Genomic DNA, 18,310 nt, shown 5'->3' on the forward strand with positions numbered 1-18,310 from the left:
ACGATTGGATGGATAGCCGCTGGCGCGGCGAGTGAGACACCTCCCCGTCTCCGCGCCTCCGCGTGCACACCTCATCTTCGCGTCTTCGCGGCTTCGCGTGATCGTCATGCCACGCCGCTCCACCCCCCGCTCCGATGCGGCATCACTCCACGAACGGCTCCACCGTCACATGCCGCCCGCGCAGGAACGCATCCGCCACCAGCCGCAGCGGCGAGACGTCGACGTCGGACTCGCCAGCCCGCACGATCTCCGCGAAGCGTGCATACAGCCCCGGATATTCGCCATGCAGGTCGCCGTCGTGCGACAGCGCTTCCTTGCCGTCGATCGTCAGCACCGATCCGCCCTTGGACAACAGCAGCGTGCCCGCGTCGGTGCGGACCTCGATATCCCAATGCTGCGGGCCTTCCTGGCGGAAGTCGAGGTCAATGTCGATCGCGGTCCCGGCGGTGTCGCGGAACGCCACGCGCGCGGCGATCGGCGCGGCGCGGTTCGACGGCACGTCCAGTTCGGCGGTCTCGACGAAGAACGGCTTGGGCAGGATGCGCGTCGCGATCGACAGCGCGTTGATCCCCGGATCGAACACGCCGAAGCCGCCCGGCTCCCAGATCCAGTCCTGCCCCGGATGCCAGACGCGCACGTCCTCGCGCCAGGTGATCGTCGCCGCCGTCACCGTGCGATCGGCCAGCCATGCGCGCGCGGGCTCGACGCCATCGGCATAGCGCGAGTGCCAGCTCGCGAACAGGCTGACGCCCTTCGCCTTGGCCGCCTCGTCCAGCGCCGCGACCTCGGCCAGCGTCGCGCCCGGCGGCTTCTCCATGAATACGTGCCAGCCCTGTTCGATACAGAACATCGCGATCGCGTGGCGGACCTGTGGCGGGGTGCACAGCGCCACCGCATCGACGGTCACGTCGCTGGCCGCCAGTTCCTCGACATTGCGGAAGAACGGCAGGCCGTTGACGCTCTCGCCGCTGCGGCTGACCGTCGCGGCCAGTTCGATATCGGCATTGCCGGCGATCGCGGGCAGATGCTGGTCGTGGGCGATCTTGCCCATGCCGACGACAGCCAGTCGAATGGGGGCGAGGCGGATCGGCGCGCTCACAGCGAACGCACCGTGACGGGCGCGGGCGCCGCGTCGGTCAGTTCGTTGCGGAGCGGCAGCGCGAACGGCGCGGCCGCGATCTCGAACACGTCACCCGTCTGCGTCTTCACGCCATCGGCGACCGACAGCGTCGCGGTGCCGAAGAAATGCACATGCACGTCACCCGGACGACGGAATCCCGCGTACTTGAAGTGGTGATGCTCCAGGTTGGACAGGTGATGCGACATATTGTCCTCGCCGGTCAGGAACGGCTTTTCCCACAAAGTCTGGCCATCGCGCACGATCCGGCTGGTGCCGCGAATGTCCGACGGCGGCGTGCCGAGCAGCAATTCCGCGCCCAGCGACGCCTGCCGCAGCTTGGAATGCGCCAGCCACAGGTAATTGTGCTTCTCGGTGACGTGATCGCTGAACTCGTTGGCGAGCGCGACGCCCAGCCGATACGGCGTGCCGTCGTCCCCGATCAGGTAGATGCCCGCCAGCTCGGGCTCCTCGCCGCCGTCCTGCGCGAAGGCGGGCGATGCGAACGGCGCTTCGGGCGCGACCAGCGACTGGCCGTCGCCCTTGTAGAACCATTCCGGCTGCTGTCCGACCTGCCCTTCTCCGGGCTTCCCGCCCTCGACGCCTTCCAGGAACATCCGCATCGAATCGGTCTGATGCTCCGACGACGCCGCCGCCTTGTGCATCGCGTCGCGCCCCGATGCCGAGCCGAGGTGCGTCAGGCCGGTGCCCGCCAACATGATCCGCGCGCTGTCATCATGGTCGATCGCGGGCAGCAGATGCCCGGCGTCCAGCTCGGCGGCGATATCGACCGTCTCGTCGGTGCGGCGCGCGGTCGCGGCGTCGAGCAGCGAACCGCCGGCCGCGATCGCCGCCAGCGCCAGTTCGCGGGTGGTCGCGACGCCCTCGAGGAAGGCCGCGCGATCGCCCTCGGCCAGGATCACGCGGCGACGCCCTGCGGCGTCACGATGTTGCAGCAAACGGTTGTAGGTCATTCCTCAATCCTTGAGCGCGGAGAGATAGCGGTGCGCGTCCTGCGCCACCGCGTCGGCGGACTTGCCGGGACGATACAGGTTGGAGCCGAGCCCGAAGCCATCGGCCCCGGCGGCGCGCCAGTCGGCCATGTTCTCCGGGGTGATCCCGCCGACCGCCAGCATCTTCGTGGTCTTGGGCAGCACCGCGCGCTGCGCCTTCAGATAGGCGGGCGTGGTGCCGTCGGCCGGGAACAGCTTCAGGCCGGTCGCCCCCGCCGCCAGCGCGGCGAACCCCTCGCTGGGGGTGAAATACCCGGGCAGCGAGATCAGCCCGCGCGCCACGCTGGCGCGGATCACGTCGGCGTCGGTGTTGGGGGAGACGATCAGCGTCCCGCCGACGTCGGCGACCCGCGCGACGTCCTCGGGGGTCAGCACCGTCCCCGCACCGATCAGCGCGCGGTCGCCGACGCGCTCGACCAGCAGCCTGATGCTGTCGAACGGATCGGGCGAATTGAGCGGCACCTCGATCAGTGTGAAGCCGGCCTCGACCAGCGCGTCGCCGATCGCCGGCGCCTCCGCCGGGGTCAGCCCGCGCAGGATCGCGACGAGCGGCGCGGCGGCGAACGCCGCGTCGAACCGGGCATGTGTATCGGTCATCGGATCAATTCCCACAAACGGTGGATGCCGCAGGCGAAGGCGCGCTCGCTGTCCAGCGTCACCGGCCGCCCGCCGCAATGGGTGATGGCGGCGGCATAGAGATCGGCCAGTGCTCCGCCCGCCAGCAACTGCACCTCGCGGCCGTCGAGGTCGTCGCGCGCGCCGACGTCGGCACCGATCAGCACCCCGCTCGCGAACGCCGCCGCCTCCTGGGGGGCGAGCCGTCCGAGCAGCACGCGCGCGCGCACCTCGAACAAGGCGACGGTCAGATCACGCGCGCCCGCCCCGCGCGACAGCCCGTCGCGAAATGCCGCGCCGTCTTCCACGGCGCCGTCCAGCATCCCCGACAGGATGCCGTGCCCGCGCAGCAGCGCGAACAGTTCGCCGGTCAGCGCGGTCGCGATGTCGGTCACGCGGCCGGCCGTCGTCGCGATCCACTTGTTGTGGGTGCCCGGCTGGCAGAACAAGGCGGCGTCGGGGGCAAGGCCGGCCGCGATCGCGCCCAGCACCTGCACCTCCTCGCCGCGCATCACATCGGCCCGCGCGCCAATCTCTTCACCACCCCGCAGCGCGACGCCCGGAATTACCGAGACCCCCGTTTTTTCATCGCGAAACGCGCTGCGCGCCAGGGTGGCCAGATCGGCCGGCGCATCGACATACGACACCTCGCGCCAGCCGCGATTCGAGCCGACCATCCCCGCCGCGATCACCGGCAATTCGCCGAGCCGGGCGCGGATCGCCGCGAATTCGTTAGGATAATCATTGGGTTGCAAAGAGAGGACGCCGCGTCCGTCCTTCAGCACATCGCCCGCGACGCCGTCCGCCGACATGCGCCAGGCACGCCGGTTGGTCGTTCCCCAGTCGATGGCGATATAGTCGCCGGTCACGCGATCCTCCCCAATTATTTGTAGGACATAAAGCGCCGTGCGGCTAGGTCAAGACTGTGCGGCGCGGGCATGATCCTGTAGCGCGCGGAAGGATTTGGAGAAGGAGAGGGCGATGACCGAGGTGCGGACGCTGTGGCGCGGGGCGGCGACGCTGGGCGAGGGGCCGGCATGGGATCCGGCGCGCGGCGTGCTGTGGTTCGTCGATATCAAGCAGCGGCGCGTGCATCGTTATGATCCGGCGACCGAATCGGTCGCGTCGTGGGAGGCGCCCGCGCAGGTCGGCTGGGTGCTGCCCGCCGCCGACGGGACGCTGGTCGCGGGCTTGCAGACCGGCCTGTCGCGCTTTGACCCGGACGCGGGCACCTTCACGCATCTCGCCGACGTCGAAGCCGATCTGCCGGGCAACCGCCTGAACGACGCCACCGTCGCGGCGGACGGCACGGTCTATTTCGGCTCGATGGACGATGGTGAGAGCGCGATCACCGGACAGGTCCATCGCTGGGACGGCGTGCGCGTTACCACCACCGATATTGCGCCGGTCGCGATCACCAATGGCCCCGGCATTTCGCCCGACCAGACAACGCTGTATCACGTCGACACGCTCGGCGGCGTCATCCATGCGGTCGAACTGAACGCCGACGGCACGGTCGGCGCGGCGCGTGAATTCGTGACGATCGACCCTGCGCACGGCCACCCGGACGGCGTCTCGGTCGACTCGGCCGGCAACGTCTGGCTGGGCCTGTGGGGCGGCTGGTGCGCGCGCTGCTATGCGCCGGACGGCACCCTGCTGCGCGAGGTGAAGCTGCCCGCCGCCAACATCACCAAGATCGCGCTCGGCGGCCCGAACCTGAAGACCGCCTTCGCCACCTCCGCACGCAAGGGGCTGGACGATGAAGCGCTGGCGGATCAACCGGATGCCGGTGGCCTGTTCGCTTTCGACGTCGACGTTCCCGGCCAGCCGCTCACCCCGGTGCGCGGCGCCTGACACGACAACGGCCGGCGGCTCGCGTGAGCCACCGGCCGTCCTTTTTCCGTCACCCCGGCGAAGGCCGGGGTCCACCGCTCCGCACGAGCAAATGCCAATGCGAGAGCGGAACCGTGATGCCGGAACAAGTCCGGGCATCACCGCGAAGAATCACTCCACCGGCACATCCGGCAGCGCGTTGGTCGCCTTCGCGCCCCACAACGCATAGAACAGGATGTACAGTTCGCACGCCGCGGTCAGCAGGAACGACGGCTGCAACCCGAACGTGTCGGCCAGCTTGCCCTGCACCACCACCAGCGCGCCACCGGCGATCGCCATGATCAGCAGCCCCGATCCCTCCTCGGTCAGCGGCCCCAGCCCCTTGATCCCGAGCGTGAAGATCGTCGGGAACATGATCGAGTGGAACAGCCCGACCGAAATCAGCGCCCACATCGCGACCGGCCCGGTCGTGAACACGGTGATCAGCATCACGATGAACGCACCGACCGAGAAGGCGGCCAACACCGTTTCCGCCGGGATCCGCTGCATGATCGCCGAGCCGGCGAAGCGCCCGATCATCATGCCGCCCCACAGGAAGGTCAGGTAACGACCGGCCTGTTCGGCGGTGACGTTGGCGATCTGCGGCTGGCTGACGAAGTTCACGAACAGGTTCGCGACGCCGATTTCCGCGATCAGGTAGATGAAGATCGCCGGGATGCCGAACACCAGGTTGCGGTGCTTCCACAGCGAATGGTTCTTGCGCTCTTCCTTGGCGACGCGGCTGGTCGACGATCCCATCGCCGGCAGCGGAAAGCGCGCGATCACGATCGCGAGCACGACCAGCACGATCGCGACCAGCACGTACGGCAGGATCACCGACTGCGCGTCCGCCAGCCGCTCGGCCTGGGTCAGGACGGTGCCGGTCTGCGCGGTGCCGCCCTTCGACCGCCCGAGGATCAGATACGCCCCGAACAGCGGCGCGAGCATCGTGCCCGCCGAGTTCAGCGCCTGCACCAGGTTGAGTCGCGACGAGGCGGTCTCCGGCGGGCCGATCACCGCGACATAGGGGTTGGCCGCGACCTGTAGCAGCGTGATCCCGCTCGCGATCACGAACAGCATGACCAGCGTCACGCCATACGACGGCAGGCTGGCGGCCAGCACCATGCCCAGCGCACCCGCCGCCATGATCAGCAGCCCGACGACCAGCGATTTCTGGTATCCGATCCGCTCGATCAGCTTGGCGGCCGGGATCGACGCGAAGAAATAGGCGATGAACCACACGCTCTCGATCAGCGTCGTCTGCGTATAGTTCAGCTCGAACACGCTGCGCAGGTGCGGCAGCAGCGTGTTGTTGATGACGGTGATGAAGCCCCACATGAAGAACAGGCTGGCCAGCAGCGTCAGCGCGCGGCCATAGGCCGGCGCCCCTCCGCCGCCGCCCCCGACGCGCGCGGCGCCGGTGGAAATTGGGGGTCCCGCCATCATCCTCTCCTCTTGGATCTCGAAGTCGTTGTGGTCGTACACGCCCGGAACCGGCTTGCGCGACGGTGATATGTCTGACTATATTCGGTCGAAACGCGTGGTCAATGCGACAAACGACGCGGGCTGGCAAGATGGAGGGATGCTTCGTGAGCGCACGTTGGGCGGTGGGGTTCGGTACGGCGATCATGGCGGGACTGACGGGGACGAACGCGTCGGCGGCCACCGCGCAGCGCGCTGCCTTCGGCACGCTCCCCGACGGCACCGCGATCGAGGCGGTGACGCTGACCGGCACCAACGGCGTCAGCGCGCGGATCATGACGCTCGGCGCGACGCTGCAATCCTTCAACGCCCCCGACCGCAACGGCAAGGTCGCCGACATCACGCTCGGCTATGACGATGCCGCCAGCTACGTCACCAACCCCAATTTCTGGGGCCAGACGGTGGGTCGCTACGCCAATCGCATCGCCGGCGGCAAGTTCACGATCGACGGCAAGAGCTACCAACTCCCGCTCAACGACAAGACCAACTCGCTGCACGGCGGGACGAAGGGCTTCGACAAGTACATCTGGCGGATCGCCGACGTGAAGTCGGGCCCGCAGGCCAGCGTCACGATGGTGATGCGCAGCGCGGCGGGGGATCAGGGCTATCCCGGCAACCTCGACGTCACCGTGACCTACAGCCTCGACGACAAAGGCGCGCTGACGATCGATTTCCAGGCGAAGACCGACGCGCCGACGATCGTCAACCTGACCAATCACGCCTTGTTCGACCTGGCGGGCGAGGGCTCGGCCGGTGGCATCTACGCGCAGAAGATGACGGTGCCGGCCACCCGCTACACGCCGGTCAACCAGGCGCTGATCCCGACCGGCGAACTCACCCCGGTCGCGGGCACCGTGTTCGACTTCACCAGGCCGCGCGCGATCGGCCAGAGCGTCCGCGACGGACGCGATCCGCAGATCGTGATCGGTCGCGGCTACGACCATAATTTCGTGCTCGACAAGGGTGCGACTGCGCAGCCGGAACTGGCGGCGCGGGTCGAGGATCCCGCGTCGGGCCGCGTGCTGGAGGTGCTGACCACCGAGCCGGGGGTGCAATTCTACTCCGGCAATTTCATCGACGGCAGCTACGTCGGCAAGAACCGCCACGTATATCGCATGGGCGACGGCTTCGCGCTGGAGCCGCAGAAGTTCCCGAACACCCCCAATCAGCCGTCGTTCGGCTCGGCGCGGGTCGATCCGGGCAAGCCCTATCATCATCGCATGGTCTATCGCGTCTCGGTGGCGCGCTGATCCCCGGAGTTTGCTGACATGACCGCCCCTCTAGATCCGACGAAGCTGCGCAGCCGGGCGTGGTTCGACAATCCGGCGAACATCGACATGACGGCGCTGTATCTGGAGCGCTATCTGAACTTCGGTCTGTCGCTGGACGAGCTGCGGTCGGGCAAGCCGATCATCGGGATCGCGCAATCGGGCAGCGACCTGAGCCCGTGCAACCGCCACCATCTGGTGCTGGCGGAGCGGGTGCGCGAGGGCGTGCGCGAGATGGGCGGGATCGTGCTGGAATTTCCGGTGCATCCGATCCAGGAGACGGGCAAGCGCCCGACCGCCGGGCTGGACCGCAACCTGTCGTACCTCGGGCTGGTCGAGGTGCTGTACGGCTATCCGCTCGACGGCGTGGTGCTGACGATCGGGTGCGACAAGACGACCCCGGCGATGCTGATGGCGGCCGCGACGGTGAACATCCCGGCGATCGCCTTGTCGGTGGGGCCGATGCTCAACGGCTGGCACAAGGGCGAGCGGACCGGATCGGGGACGATCGTCTGGAAGGCGCGGCAGATGCTGGCGGCGGGCGAGATCGACGATGCCGAGTTCATCCGGCTGGTGGCGTCGTCGGCGCCCTCGACCGGCTATTGCAACACGATGGGCACCGCGACGACGATGAACAGCCTCGCCGAGGCGCTCGGCATGTCGCTGCCGGGGTCGGCGGCGATCCCCGCGCCGTATCGCGACCGACAGGAGGTGTCGTACCTGACCGGCAAGCGGATCGTCGAGATGGTCGCCGAGGATCTGAAGCCGTCCGACATCCTGACGAAGGACGCCTTCCACAACGCGATCAAGGTGAACTCCGCGATCGGCGGCTCGACCAACGCGCCGATCCATCTGGCGGCGATCGCGCGCCACATCGGCGTCGACCTGCCGATCAAGGATTGGGAGGAGCAGGGCCACAAGGTGCCGCTGCTGGTGAACCTGCAACCGGCGGGCGAATATCTGGGCGAGGATTATTACCGCGCAGGCGGCGTGCCGGCGGTCGTCAACCAGTTGATGGAACAGGGGTTGATCGCCGAGGACGCGCTGACCGTCAATGGGCGCACGATGGGCGACAATTGCCGGGGCGTGGCGATCGAGGACGAGAAGGTCATCCGTCCTTACGGTGCGCCGCTGAAGGAAGAGGCCGGGTTCATCGTGCTGTCGGGCAATCTGTTCGACGCGGCGGTGATGAAGACCAGCGTGATCTCGCCCGAATTCCGCGACCGCTATCTGTCGAACCCGAACGACCCCGACGCGTTCGAGGGTCCGGCGGTCGTCTTCGACGGGCCGGAGGATTATCACGCGCGGATCGACGATCCGGCGACCGGTATCACGCCCGAGACGCTGCTGTTCATGCGCGGCGCGGGGCCGATCGGCTATCCGGGCGCGGCCGAGGTCGTGAACATGCGCCCGCCGGCGTATCTGATCACCGAGGGCGTCCATGCGCTGCCGTGCATCGGCGACGGGCGGCAGTCGGGGACGAGCGGGTCGCCGTCGATCCTGAACGCCAGCCCCGAGGCGGCGGCGATGGGGGGCCTGGCGCTGCTCAAGACCGGCGACCGCGTGCGCGTCGATCTGGGCAAGGGGACGGCCAACGTGCTGATCTCCGACGCGGAACTGGCGGAGCGGCGCGCGGCGCTGGAGGCGGCGGGGGGCTATGCATACCCGGCCTCGCAGACGCCGTGGCAGGAGATCCAGCGCTCGGTGGTCGGCCAGATGAGCACCGGCGCGATCCTGGAGGGGGCCGAGAAGTACCAGCGCATCGCGCAGACCATGGGCCTGCCGCGCGACAACCACTGACGGTTGGTTCACGCGGAGGCGCGGAGACGCGGAGGGTTGCCGGGTGCGGCGACCCTCGCGGCTGCGCCAGCGGCCTTGTGTCCTGTCGAGATGACCGGGGCGGCGCGGCGTCGCTGACCTCTCTGCGCCTCCGCGTCTCTGCGCGCCAATATGGTTCGCGCAGAGCACGCTGAGGACGCGGAGATGCAGTGTCCGTGGTGAGGTCCCGCGGCAGCAACTCGGCCCGGGGATGGCTGAGCGATAGTCTGCCTGCGGCGCGACACCTCTGCGTCCTTTGCGTGCTCTGCGCGAACCAAAGCTTACTCGCGCAGGGACGCGGAGGCGCAGAGAGGATGCGCCGGACGCGCCGTCACCGCAACAACGCCGTCATTGCGAGCGTAGCGAAGCAATCCAGCGCCGGACCAGGACGCTCTGGATTGCTTCGCTACGCTCGCAATGACGAGGCGGGCGGTTTGTCGGGGCGTACCTGCGGCGGCGGGCGGAACACCTCCGCGCCCCCGCGTGACCCACTGCTACGATGCCAGCGCCGCTTCGGTATCGCGCAGCGCCGCGCCGATCAATTCCTCCGTCACTGCCCTCGCGGCCGGCGCGTCGCCGTTGGCGATCGCCTCGAACAGCGTGCGGTGCAGCGGGATCGGGTCGCAATATTGCGTCGGCGTGCGATATTTGAAGAACGTCGTCCAGCGTACCGCCGCGGCGATGCTGCTCGACAGACTGGCCAGCAACTCGTTGCTGGTCGCTTCCAGGATCGTGGCGTGGAAGCGCTGGTCGGCACTCTGACCCTCCTGCGTGCGCAGTCCGTGCAGCGCCATGACTTCCAGAGCATGGCCCATGCGCGACAATTGTCCCGCGGTGCGCTGGAGGGCCGCCAGTTCGGCAGCGGCGGGCTCGACGATCATGCGGAGCTGGAACAGGCTGCGGACGAAGTCGCGCGACGGCGCACCTTCGAACATCCATGCGAGCATCTCGGGATCGAGCAGATTCCAGTGCGCGCGTTCGCGGACGCGCGTGCCCGCCTTCGGCCGGCTCTCGACCAGTCCCTTGGCGTTCAGCATCCGCAGCGATTCGCGGATCACGCTGCGTGAGACACCGAATTGCTCGGCCAGTTCCAGTTCGCCGGGCAGGGTGCTGCCGGTAGGATGCGCGCCGGTGACGATCGCGACCCCCAAAACATGCGCGATCGCGATATGTGCCGGTCCGCGTCGCTCCGTCGTCCTCACCGCTGCCTCTCCTTGATGTCGGTCGATGTAGGCAAAGCGGCGGTTATTTGTCTAACATATTTGCATGACCGACGCGCGCACCTGTGCCGGGCCATGTGCCACCGCCTCGCCGATCAGCAGCAGGGTCGGATCGTCGCGCCCGATCGCGCGAACGAGGAAAGGCAACGCATCGAGCCGCCCCCGGATCAGCCGCTCGTCGGGCAGCGACACGTTGACCGCGACCAGCACCGGCGTGTCGGGCGCGCGTCCGGCGTCGATCAGCGCGCGCGCCAGTTCGGGCGCTGCGGCGCGCCCCATGTAGATCGCCAGCGTCGCCTCCGGCTGCGCGAGCACATCCCAGTCGATGTCGAGCGGCTCGCCCGCGCGGACGTGCGCGGTCAGCAACGTCAGCCGCCGCGCCTGCCCGCGCAACGTCAGCGACGTATGCGCGCTCGCCGCTGCCGCGCTCGCGGCGGTGATGCCCGGGCAGATTCGGACCGGCACGCCGTGGCGCGCGCACTGCGCCAGTTCCTCGGTGGAGCGGCCGAAGATCGACGGATCGCCGCCCTTCAGCCGTACCACGCGCCGACCCGCCAGCGCGGCGCGGACGATGAGGTCGTCGATCGTCCGCTGATCCTTCGAATGCCGGCCCGATCGCTTGCCGACGCTGATCCACTCGGCATCGGGGGCCAGCGCGAGGATCGCGGGACCGACCAGCGCGTCGTAGAAGACCACGTCGGCCGCCGCCAGCAAACGTTCGGCCTTGCGCGTCAGCAGGTCGGGGTCGCCCGGTCCCGCGCCGACCAGCCACACCATGCCCGCGGGGAATACCTCAGCCATTGGCCGCCTCCTTCATCCGGGTGTCCGCGATCAGCCGCGCGATCGTCGGGCGGCACGAGCCGCAATTCGTGCCCGCTTTCAGGGCTGCGCCGACGCTCGCGACGTCGACCAGGGCGTCGCGCGCGATTGCCGCGACGATCGTGTTGAGCCCGACGTCGAAACATGCGCAAACGACCGGCCCGCGATCGACGCTGGCTCCCGGCGCGCGCCCGGCCAGCACCGTCGGACCGTGTTCGACACCGAGTTGCGCCGCCAGCCAGTCGCGCGGCGGCAGCTCGCCGGTCCGCGTGACGAACAGCACCGCCGTCAGTCGCCCGTCGTCGAGCACCGCGACCCGCCGGGTGCCGCGTGCCGGATCGACCGCCTCGACACGCTCGCCGCGCGGCAACAGCCGGTCGAGCGCGGCGGGATCTCCGTCACCGGCCAGTTCCCACAACTCGCCCTGCGGCAACGCCACGCGCGTCGCCCACAAGGTGTCGGGCATCGTGGCCAGCGCGCCGCGTACGATCGCGAAGCCGTGCCAGTCGAGCGCGACCGGCGCAATCGCGGCCGGGGTCTGCTTGAACCCGGGCTGACCCGAATGCGGGTCGACCAGGGCGCGCGGCAGCAGACCCGTGCGCCCGCCGCGCGCGGTGCGGTCGGTCCAGTGGATCGGCGCGAACAATTCGCCCGGCCGCTGCGCATCGGTGACGCGCACGCGGTAGAGTGTCGCGCCCTGCGGCGTCTCGACCCGCGCCAGCCCGCCGTCCTTCAGCGCGCCGGCGTCGCCCGGATGGACCTCGATCAGCGGTTCTTCGCGGTGCCGCGCCAGCTTCGGACTGAGCCCGGTGCGCGTCATCGTGTGCCACTGGTCACGATAGCGTCCGGTGTTGAGCGTCAGCGGCCAGCGCGGCGGCACCGCCTCCGCCGCGCGCTGCGTCACCGTCACCAGCCGCGCGCGTGCATCGGCGGTCGAGAAGCGCCCGTCCGCAAACGGCGTCCCACCCCATTGAAACGGCCCCAGCGCGTCGTAAGCGGCGTTGCCGATCGCGGCGTGCGCGCGCAGGTCGAACACCCGTGCGCCGTCGTTCTGATAGGCCGACAGCCGGGCATGTTCGCGAAAGATGTCGGCGGGGCGGTCATAGGCGAAGGCGCTGCCCCAGCCCATGCGTCGCGCGACCTGCGCGATGATCCACCAGTCAGGCCTGGCTTCACCCGGCAGTGGCAGGACGGCGCGCTGGCGGCTGATGCGGCGTTCGGAGTTGGTGACGGTGCCGTCCTTCTCTCCCCAAGCGGCGGCAGGGAGGCGGACATGCGCGTGCACGCTGGTGTCGGTTTCGGCGATCACGTCGCTGACGACGACGAACGGGCATGCGGCGAGCGCATCGCGAACCCGCGCCGCATCGGGCATCGACACGGCGGGGTTGGTCGCCATCACCCACAGCGCCTTGACCTGCCCGTCGGCGATCGCGCGGAACAGGTCGACCGCCTTCAGGCCGGGCTTTTCGGCGATCGTCGGCGCGGCCCAGAAATGCTGGACGCGGGCGCGGTGGGCGGGCGCGAAGTCCATGTGCGCGGCCAGCGTCGAGGCCAGCCCGCCGACCTCGCGTCCGCCCATCGCATTGGGCTGCCCGGTGATCGAGAAGGGCGCCGCGCCGGGCTTGCCGATGCGGCCCGTCGCGAGATGAAGGTTGAGGATCGCATTGACCTGATCGGTGCCGCGCAGCGATTGGTTGATCCCCTGACTGAACAGGGTGACTGTGCGCGGATGCGCGGCGAACAACTCGAAGAAGCGCTGCACATCGGCCACCGGCAGATCGCAGCCCTTCGCGACGCTCCACAGGTCGTGCCCATCGTCGATCGTCGTCCAGAAATCGTCCGGCACCGCGACATGCGCGTCCAGATACGCGTCGTCCAGCACCCCCTCGCGCCGGCAATGCGCGAGCAGCCCGTTCATCAGCAGCACGTCGCTGCCGGGCTTCAGCGGCAGGTGAAGGTCGGCCTCGTCGGCGGTTTCGGTGCGGCGCGGGTCGATCACCACCAGCTTCGCGCGCCCGGCGCGGATCCGCTGATAGACGATCGGGTGGCACCAGGCGGTGTTCGACCCGACCAGCACGATCAGTTCGGCGGCGTCGAGATCGTCGTAATCGGCGGGCACCACATCCTCGCCGAACGCGCGCATCTGCCCGGCGACCGCGCTCGACATGCACAGCCGCGAATTGGTGTCGATGTTCGCCGAACCGATGAACCCCTTCATCAGCTTGTTGGCGACGTAATAATCCTCGGTCAGCAACTGGCCGGAGACGTAGAAGGCGACGCTGTTGGGTCCATGGGTGGCGATCGTCTCGCGGAAACGACGGGCGACGAGATCGAGCGCCTTGTTCCAGGTGGCGCGCCGCTGTCCGATCATCGGGTGGAGCAGGCGTCCGTCCAGCCCGACCGTCTCGCCCAGATGCGTGCCCTTGGAGCATAGCCGCCCATGGTTGGCGGGGTGATCGGGGTCGCCCTGGATCGTCAGCGCGCGCTCGCCGGTCCGTTCGGCGAGGATACCGCAGCCCACGCCGCAATAGGCGCAGGTGGTGCGGATCACCGCTCCCCCCGCCCCGGCGAGGGTCATGCGGCCACCTTCATCGGCACCGCGATTTCCACACGGTCGCCCGTCATCCGCACCGCGACGGTCGGCGTGCAGCCGCGATCGTCGCCCAGCGCTTCGCCCGTCTCCAGGCTGATGCGCCAATTGTGCAGCGGACAGGCGACCGCATGGCCGTGGACGATCCCTTCGCTCAGCGGCCCGTGCTTGTGCGGGCAGCGGTTGACGAGCGCGAAGATGCGGTCGTCATGGGTGCGGAACACCGCGATCGGGTCCGCGCCGGGCAGGTTCACCGTGCGGCTGCCGCGCGGCGGAATGTCGGACAGCGTGCCGATGTCGATCCAGTCGGTCATGGCGCTCACTCCGCTGCGGCCAGAAGGGGTTGGTGAAGCTCGCTCTCGGCACCCGCCGCACGCGCGGCCCAAGGGTCCTCCTGCGAGAAGGATTGCGAATGATGGAAGCGCTTGGCGAGTTCGGCGCGGTGGTCGGCATCGTCGGCGATCTGCGCGCGGAGATACTCGACCCCGACGCGCTCGATCCACGGTGCGGTCCGTTCCAGATAGCGCGCTTCCTCGCGGTAGAGCTGGATGAAGGCGGCGCAATGCTCTATCGCCTCCTCCTCGGTCGCGACCTTGCACAACAGGTCGGTGGCGCGGACCTTGATCCCGCCATTGCCGCCGACATGCAGTTCGTAGCCGCTGTCGACGCAGACCACGCCGAAGTCCTTGATCGTCGCCTCGGCGCAATTGCGCGGGCAGCCGCTGACCGCGATCTTGAACTTGTGCGGCATCCACGACCCCCAGGTCATCCGCTCGATCTTGACGCCCAGCCCGGTCGAATCCTGCGTGCCGAACCGGCACCATTCGCTGCCGACGCACGTCTTCACGGTGCGAAGCGACTTGCCATAGGCGTGGCCGCTGACCATCCCGGCCGCGTTCAGGTCCGCCCACACCGCGGGCAGGTCCTCCTTCTTGATCCCGAAGATGTCGAGCCGCTGCCCGCCAGTCACCTTGACCATCGGCGCGTTGTATTTCTCGACCACGTCGGCGATCGCGCGCAGTTCGCGCGGGTTGGTGAGGCCACCCCACATGCGCGGCACGACCGAATAGGTGCCGTCCTTCTGGATGTTGGCGTGCATCCGTTCGTTGACGAAGCGGCTTTGCTGGTCGTCGACATAGTTGCCGGGCAGCGCGCAGAGCAGATAATAATTGAGCGCCGGGCGGCACGACGAACAGCCGTCCGGGGTCGACCAGTGCAGCGTCTGCATCACCTCCGGGATCGAGGCCATGCCTTGCTCGACGATCGCGCGGCGCACGTCGTCATGGCCGTAGCTGGTGCATTTGCACATCGTCTTGGCGCCGGCCTGCACCTCGTCGCCGAGTGCGAGGGCCAGCAGGTTCTCGACAATGTTGGTGCACGACCCGCAACTCGCCGAGGCCTTGCACCCACCACGCACCGCATCGAGGCTGTGCGCCCCACCCGCGATGCAGGCCAGCACCTTGCCCTTGGAGACGCCGTTGCAGCCGCAGATTTCCGCATCGTCGGAAAGCGCCGCAACGGCCGCCTTAGGGTCCGCCTGCCCACCCCCGGAGGCGAAGGCTTGCCCGTAGATCAGCACGTCGCGAAGATCGGCGACGCTCTCTCCTTTTCGGATCAGGTCGAAATACCAGCCGCCGTCGCCGGTATCGCCGTACAGCACCGCGCCGACGACGCGATCGTCCTTCAGCACGACGCGTTTATAGACCCCGCGCGCCGCGTCGCGCAGCACGATGTCCTCGCACCCGTCGCCGCCCGAGAAATTGCCGGCGGAGAAGACGTCGAGGCCGGCGACCTTCAGCTTGGTCGAGGTCGCCGCCGCACGGTACGGGTTCTCGCGCGCCAGCAGGCCGTCGGCAAGGCTGCGGCACATGTCCCAGAGCGGCGCGACGAGGCCATAGACCTGTCCGTCATGCTCGACGCATTCGCCGACCGCCAGCACGTCGGCATCGCTCGTCACCATATGATCGTCGACCTGGATACCGCGCCCGACCGCCAGCCCGGCGGCGCGGGCCAGCGCCACCGAGGGGCGGATGCCGACCGCCATGACGACGAGGCTGGCCGGGATTTCGCGGCCGTCCTTGAGGCGCACCGCCTCCACCTTGCCGTCGCCGACGATCGCGGCGGTGTCCGCGCCGCACAGCACCGTCTGGCCGCGTGCCTCCAGCGCCGATTTCAGCAGCCACGCTGCGGACTCGTCGAGCTGCCGCTCCATCAGCGTCGGCATCAGGTGCAGCACCGTCACCTTCATGCCGCGCAAGCTGAGGCCATGCGCCGCCTCCAGCCCGAGCAGCCCGCCGCCGATCACCACCGCGTCGCCGCCGGCGGCAGCGGCGGCGAGCATCGCGTCGACGTCCTTCATGTCGCGGAAACCGATCACGCCGGGCAGGTCGTGGCCGGGCACCGGGATGACGAACGGATCGGAGCCGGTCGCGATCACCAGCTTGTCGTAGGAAACACTCCGCCCCGACCGCGCGGTGACGGTCTTCGCGGCGCGGTCGATCGCCACCACCGGATCGCCCGCGATCAATTCGATATTATTATCGCTATACCAGTCGTGGCCGTTGATGACGATCTCATCGAACGTCTTCTCGCCCGCCAGTACCGGCGACAGCATGATGCGGTTGTAGTTCACATGCGGCTCGGCACCGAAGATCGTGACGCGGTGCCGCGTGCCGTCGCGGGCCAGCAGTTCCTCGACCGCGCGGCATCCGGCCATGCCGTTGCCGATCACCACCAGATGCTGCCGGGCTGCGCCCGGTGCGCCGACCGACAGCGCGCCGGCTGACATGTCGGGGCCGAAATCGTGGAAGTCCATCTTCGCCTCCAAAACGAAAAAGGCCGCCATCCGGACACCGCGTCGAAGCAGCGTCTGGATGGCGGCCTTGCCATCATCTGAACCGTCGTGACCCCTCATCGGGCCGGTCGGGCTATGTCGGGGAGGACAACCCTGTCCTCGATGTCCGCCAGCCTACCGACTGGCGGACGGCGGTCAAGTCAGATTCGTGCTGCGGTGCGCCATTCCTCGCGCCACCGCGCCTTCACCACCGTCAGCGCGACCAGGGCGGCGACCGCCAGCCCGGCGAAGATCAGGAAACCGGGCGCGAAACTGCCGGTCCATTGCTTCGCCATGCCCAGCGAACTGGCGAGATAGAAGCCGCCGACGCCGCCCGCCATGCCGACCAGCCCGGTCATGATCCCGATCTCGGCGGCGAACCGCTGCGGTACCAGTTGGAACACCGCGCCATTGCCGGTGCCGAGGGCCAGCATCGCGATCACGAACAATCCCAGCGCCAGCGCGACGCTGCCCGCAAATCCGACCAGTGCCAGCGCCACGGCGGCGACCGCATAGACGATCGTCAGCGCCTTCACGCCGCCGACCGAATCGGCCAGCGCCCCGCCCATCGGCCGCACCAGCGACCCGGCGAACACGCAGGCCGCCGTGCAATAGCCGGCGGTGATCGTGGACAGGCCGAACGTGTCGGTGAAATAGACCGGCAGCGACGCCGCCAGCCCGACGAACCCGCCGAACGTCACCGCGTACATCGCCATCAGCCACCACGCATCGGCGGTCGTCAGCGGCGCGAAATAATCTGCGAACCGCTTCGGCGCGGGCGCGTTCGGCGGATCCTTCGCCATCAGCATATAGGCGACGAACACCGCCGCCAGCGGCAGGCAGGCGAGGCCCAGCACCGCATTCCAGCCGAACAGCCTGGCCAGCATCGGCGCGAACAGCGCGGCGAAGACGGTGCCGCTGTTGCCCATGCCGGCCAGCCCCATCGCCTTGCCCTGATGCTCCGGCGGATACCAGCGGCTGGCGAGCGGCAGCGCGATCGCGAAGCTGGCGCCCGCGAAGCCGAGGATGACGCCCAAGACCAGCGTGCCGGCGAAGCTGTCGACGCCGAGCAGGAAGGCGCTCAACAGGCCGCCCAGCACGATCAACTGGCTGATCGCCCCCGATCTTTTCGGTCCGAGGCGATCGACCAGCAAGCCATTGACGACCCGCAGGATCGCGCCCGCCAGCGTCGGGGTGGCGACCATCAGCCCCTTTTCGGCCGGGGTCAGCGCCAGCGTGCGCGCGATATCGGGCGCGAGCGGGCCGAGCAGTACCCAGACCATGAAGGCGAGGTCGAAATAGAGGAAGGCGGCGATCAGCGTGGGCTTGTGCCCGGCCTGCCAGAAGCCGGACGGGTCGGCGGATGCGCGCGCGGGCGCGGCGACGCCGGAACGGTCTGCGAAGACGGTGGCCATGGTCGGTCCCCTTGAATGGAGATGAACACGAAAAAAAGCCGCGGCCCGGCACGCGCGCACATGGCGCGAGCGAAACGGGTCAGCGGCTTTGCTGCGAGGGTTGAGGAGGCGACCGTCCCGGCATTGGGCGCGCCATCCGCTGCCGCGCTTCGTCGCGCGACATCCGGATCATCTCGCGAATCGGTTCGTGTTGCAAGGCACAATCGCGCCGGGTCCGGGCGCGGAAGTTCACAAAGTTCACACCACGT

Annotated in this window: 14 protein-coding genes; 3 read left to right on the top strand and 11 right to left on the bottom strand. The window is 68.7% G+C overall.

Going from position 1 to position 18,310, the window contains the following annotated elements; all coding sequences use genetic code 11:
- Positions 1-142 precede the first annotated feature (142 nt).
- From NS334_RS09830 to NS334_RS09845, 4 genes are read right to left on the bottom strand one after another with little or no spacing between them, the layout of a single operon-like run.
- The gene (locus NS334_RS09830; RefSeq protein ID WP_083500390.1) at positions 143-1,087 is read right to left on the bottom strand and encodes a Gfo/Idh/MocA family protein; all 945 of its coding nucleotides are present in this window, start codon (positions 1,085-1,087) and stop codon (positions 143-145) included.
- Between the two features lie 8 nt (positions 1,088-1,095).
- Entirely contained in the window at positions 1,096-2,091 is a 996-nt protein-coding gene (araD1, locus tag NS334_RS09835) for an AraD1 family protein (RefSeq protein WP_058755795.1), read from the bottom strand.
- Between the two features lie 3 nt (positions 2,092-2,094).
- Entirely contained in the window at positions 2,095-2,727 is a 633-nt protein-coding gene (locus tag NS334_RS09840) for a 2-dehydro-3-deoxy-6-phosphogalactonate aldolase (protein ID WP_058755796.1), read from the bottom strand.
- Positions 2,724-3,614 carry a 2-dehydro-3-deoxygalactonokinase gene (locus tag NS334_RS09845; RefSeq protein WP_083500386.1) on the bottom strand — a complete coding sequence of 297 codons (891 nt, stop codon included), beginning with the start codon at positions 3,612-3,614 and terminating at the stop codon, positions 2,724-2,726. The genes NS334_RS09840 and NS334_RS09845 overlap by 4 nt, the downstream gene beginning before the upstream one ends.
- A 112-nt stretch (positions 3,615-3,726) precedes the next feature.
- Here NS334_RS09845 and NS334_RS09850 point away from each other — a divergent pair, with 112 nt between their 5' ends.
- The gene (locus NS334_RS09850) at positions 3,727-4,599 is read left to right on the top strand and encodes an SMP-30/gluconolactonase/LRE family protein (protein WP_058755798.1); all 873 of its coding nucleotides are present in this window, start codon (positions 3,727-3,729) and stop codon (positions 4,597-4,599) included.
- Between the two features lie 150 nt (positions 4,600-4,749).
- Here NS334_RS09850 and NS334_RS09855 read toward each other — a convergent pair whose 3' ends face one another.
- Positions 4,750-6,060, bottom strand: a complete 1,311-nt coding sequence (locus tag NS334_RS09855; RefSeq protein ID WP_058755809.1) for a sugar MFS transporter — start codon at positions 6,058-6,060, stop codon at positions 4,750-4,752.
- Positions 6,061-6,245: 185 nt separating this feature from the next.
- Between NS334_RS09855 and NS334_RS09860 the strand changes: the two genes are divergently transcribed.
- Together NS334_RS09860 and NS334_RS09865 are read left to right on the top strand one after the other, a co-directional pair.
- On the top strand, positions 6,246-7,349 hold the full coding sequence (locus tag NS334_RS09860) for an aldose epimerase family protein (protein ID WP_058755810.1): 1,104 nt from the start codon (positions 6,246-6,248) through the stop codon (positions 7,347-7,349).
- An 18-nt stretch (positions 7,350-7,367) separates the two neighbouring features.
- Positions 7,368-9,167: an IlvD/Edd family dehydratase gene (locus NS334_RS09865; protein ID WP_058755799.1), complete on the top strand. Its 1,800-nt coding sequence runs from the start codon at positions 7,368-7,370 to the stop codon at positions 9,165-9,167.
- 512 nt (positions 9,168-9,679) lie between these two features.
- Here NS334_RS09865 and NS334_RS09870 read toward each other — a convergent pair.
- From NS334_RS09870 to NS334_RS09895, 6 genes are all read right to left on the bottom strand, one after another.
- On the bottom strand, positions 9,680-10,387 hold the full coding sequence (locus NS334_RS09870) for a FadR/GntR family transcriptional regulator (RefSeq protein ID WP_058755800.1): 708 nt from the start codon (positions 10,385-10,387) through the stop codon (positions 9,680-9,682).
- 51 nt (positions 10,388-10,438) lie between these two features.
- Entirely contained in the window at positions 10,439-11,206 is a 768-nt protein-coding gene (cobA, locus tag NS334_RS09875) for a uroporphyrinogen-III C-methyltransferase (RefSeq protein WP_058755801.1), read from the bottom strand.
- On the bottom strand, positions 11,199-13,802 hold the full coding sequence (locus tag NS334_RS09880; RefSeq protein ID WP_058755802.1) for a nitrate reductase: 2,604 nt from the start codon (positions 13,800-13,802) through the stop codon (positions 11,199-11,201). The genes cobA and NS334_RS09880 overlap by 8 nt, the downstream gene beginning before the upstream one ends.
- Positions 13,799-14,128: a nitrite reductase small subunit NirD gene (nirD, locus tag NS334_RS09885; RefSeq protein ID WP_058755803.1), complete on the bottom strand. Its 330-nt coding sequence runs from the start codon at positions 14,126-14,128 to the stop codon at positions 13,799-13,801. Before nirD ends, NS334_RS09880 begins: the two co-directional genes overlap by 4 nt.
- 5 nt (positions 14,129-14,133) lie before the next feature.
- Positions 14,134-16,602: a nitrite reductase large subunit NirB gene (nirB, locus tag NS334_RS09890; RefSeq protein WP_241491892.1), complete on the bottom strand. Its 2,469-nt coding sequence runs from the start codon at positions 16,600-16,602 to the stop codon at positions 14,134-14,136.
- 206 nt (positions 16,603-16,808) lie between these two features.
- Positions 16,809-18,062, bottom strand: coding sequence for a nitrate/nitrite transporter (locus tag NS334_RS09895; RefSeq protein ID WP_058755804.1), 1,254 nt, complete (start codon positions 18,060-18,062; stop codon positions 16,809-16,811).
- Positions 18,063-18,310 lie beyond the last annotated feature (248 nt).

Source organism: Sphingomonas endophytica (genome assembly GCF_001476895.1).
In the GTDB taxonomy this organism is placed as follows: Bacteria; Pseudomonadota; Alphaproteobacteria; order Sphingomonadales; family Sphingomonadaceae; genus Sphingomonas; species Sphingomonas endophytica_A.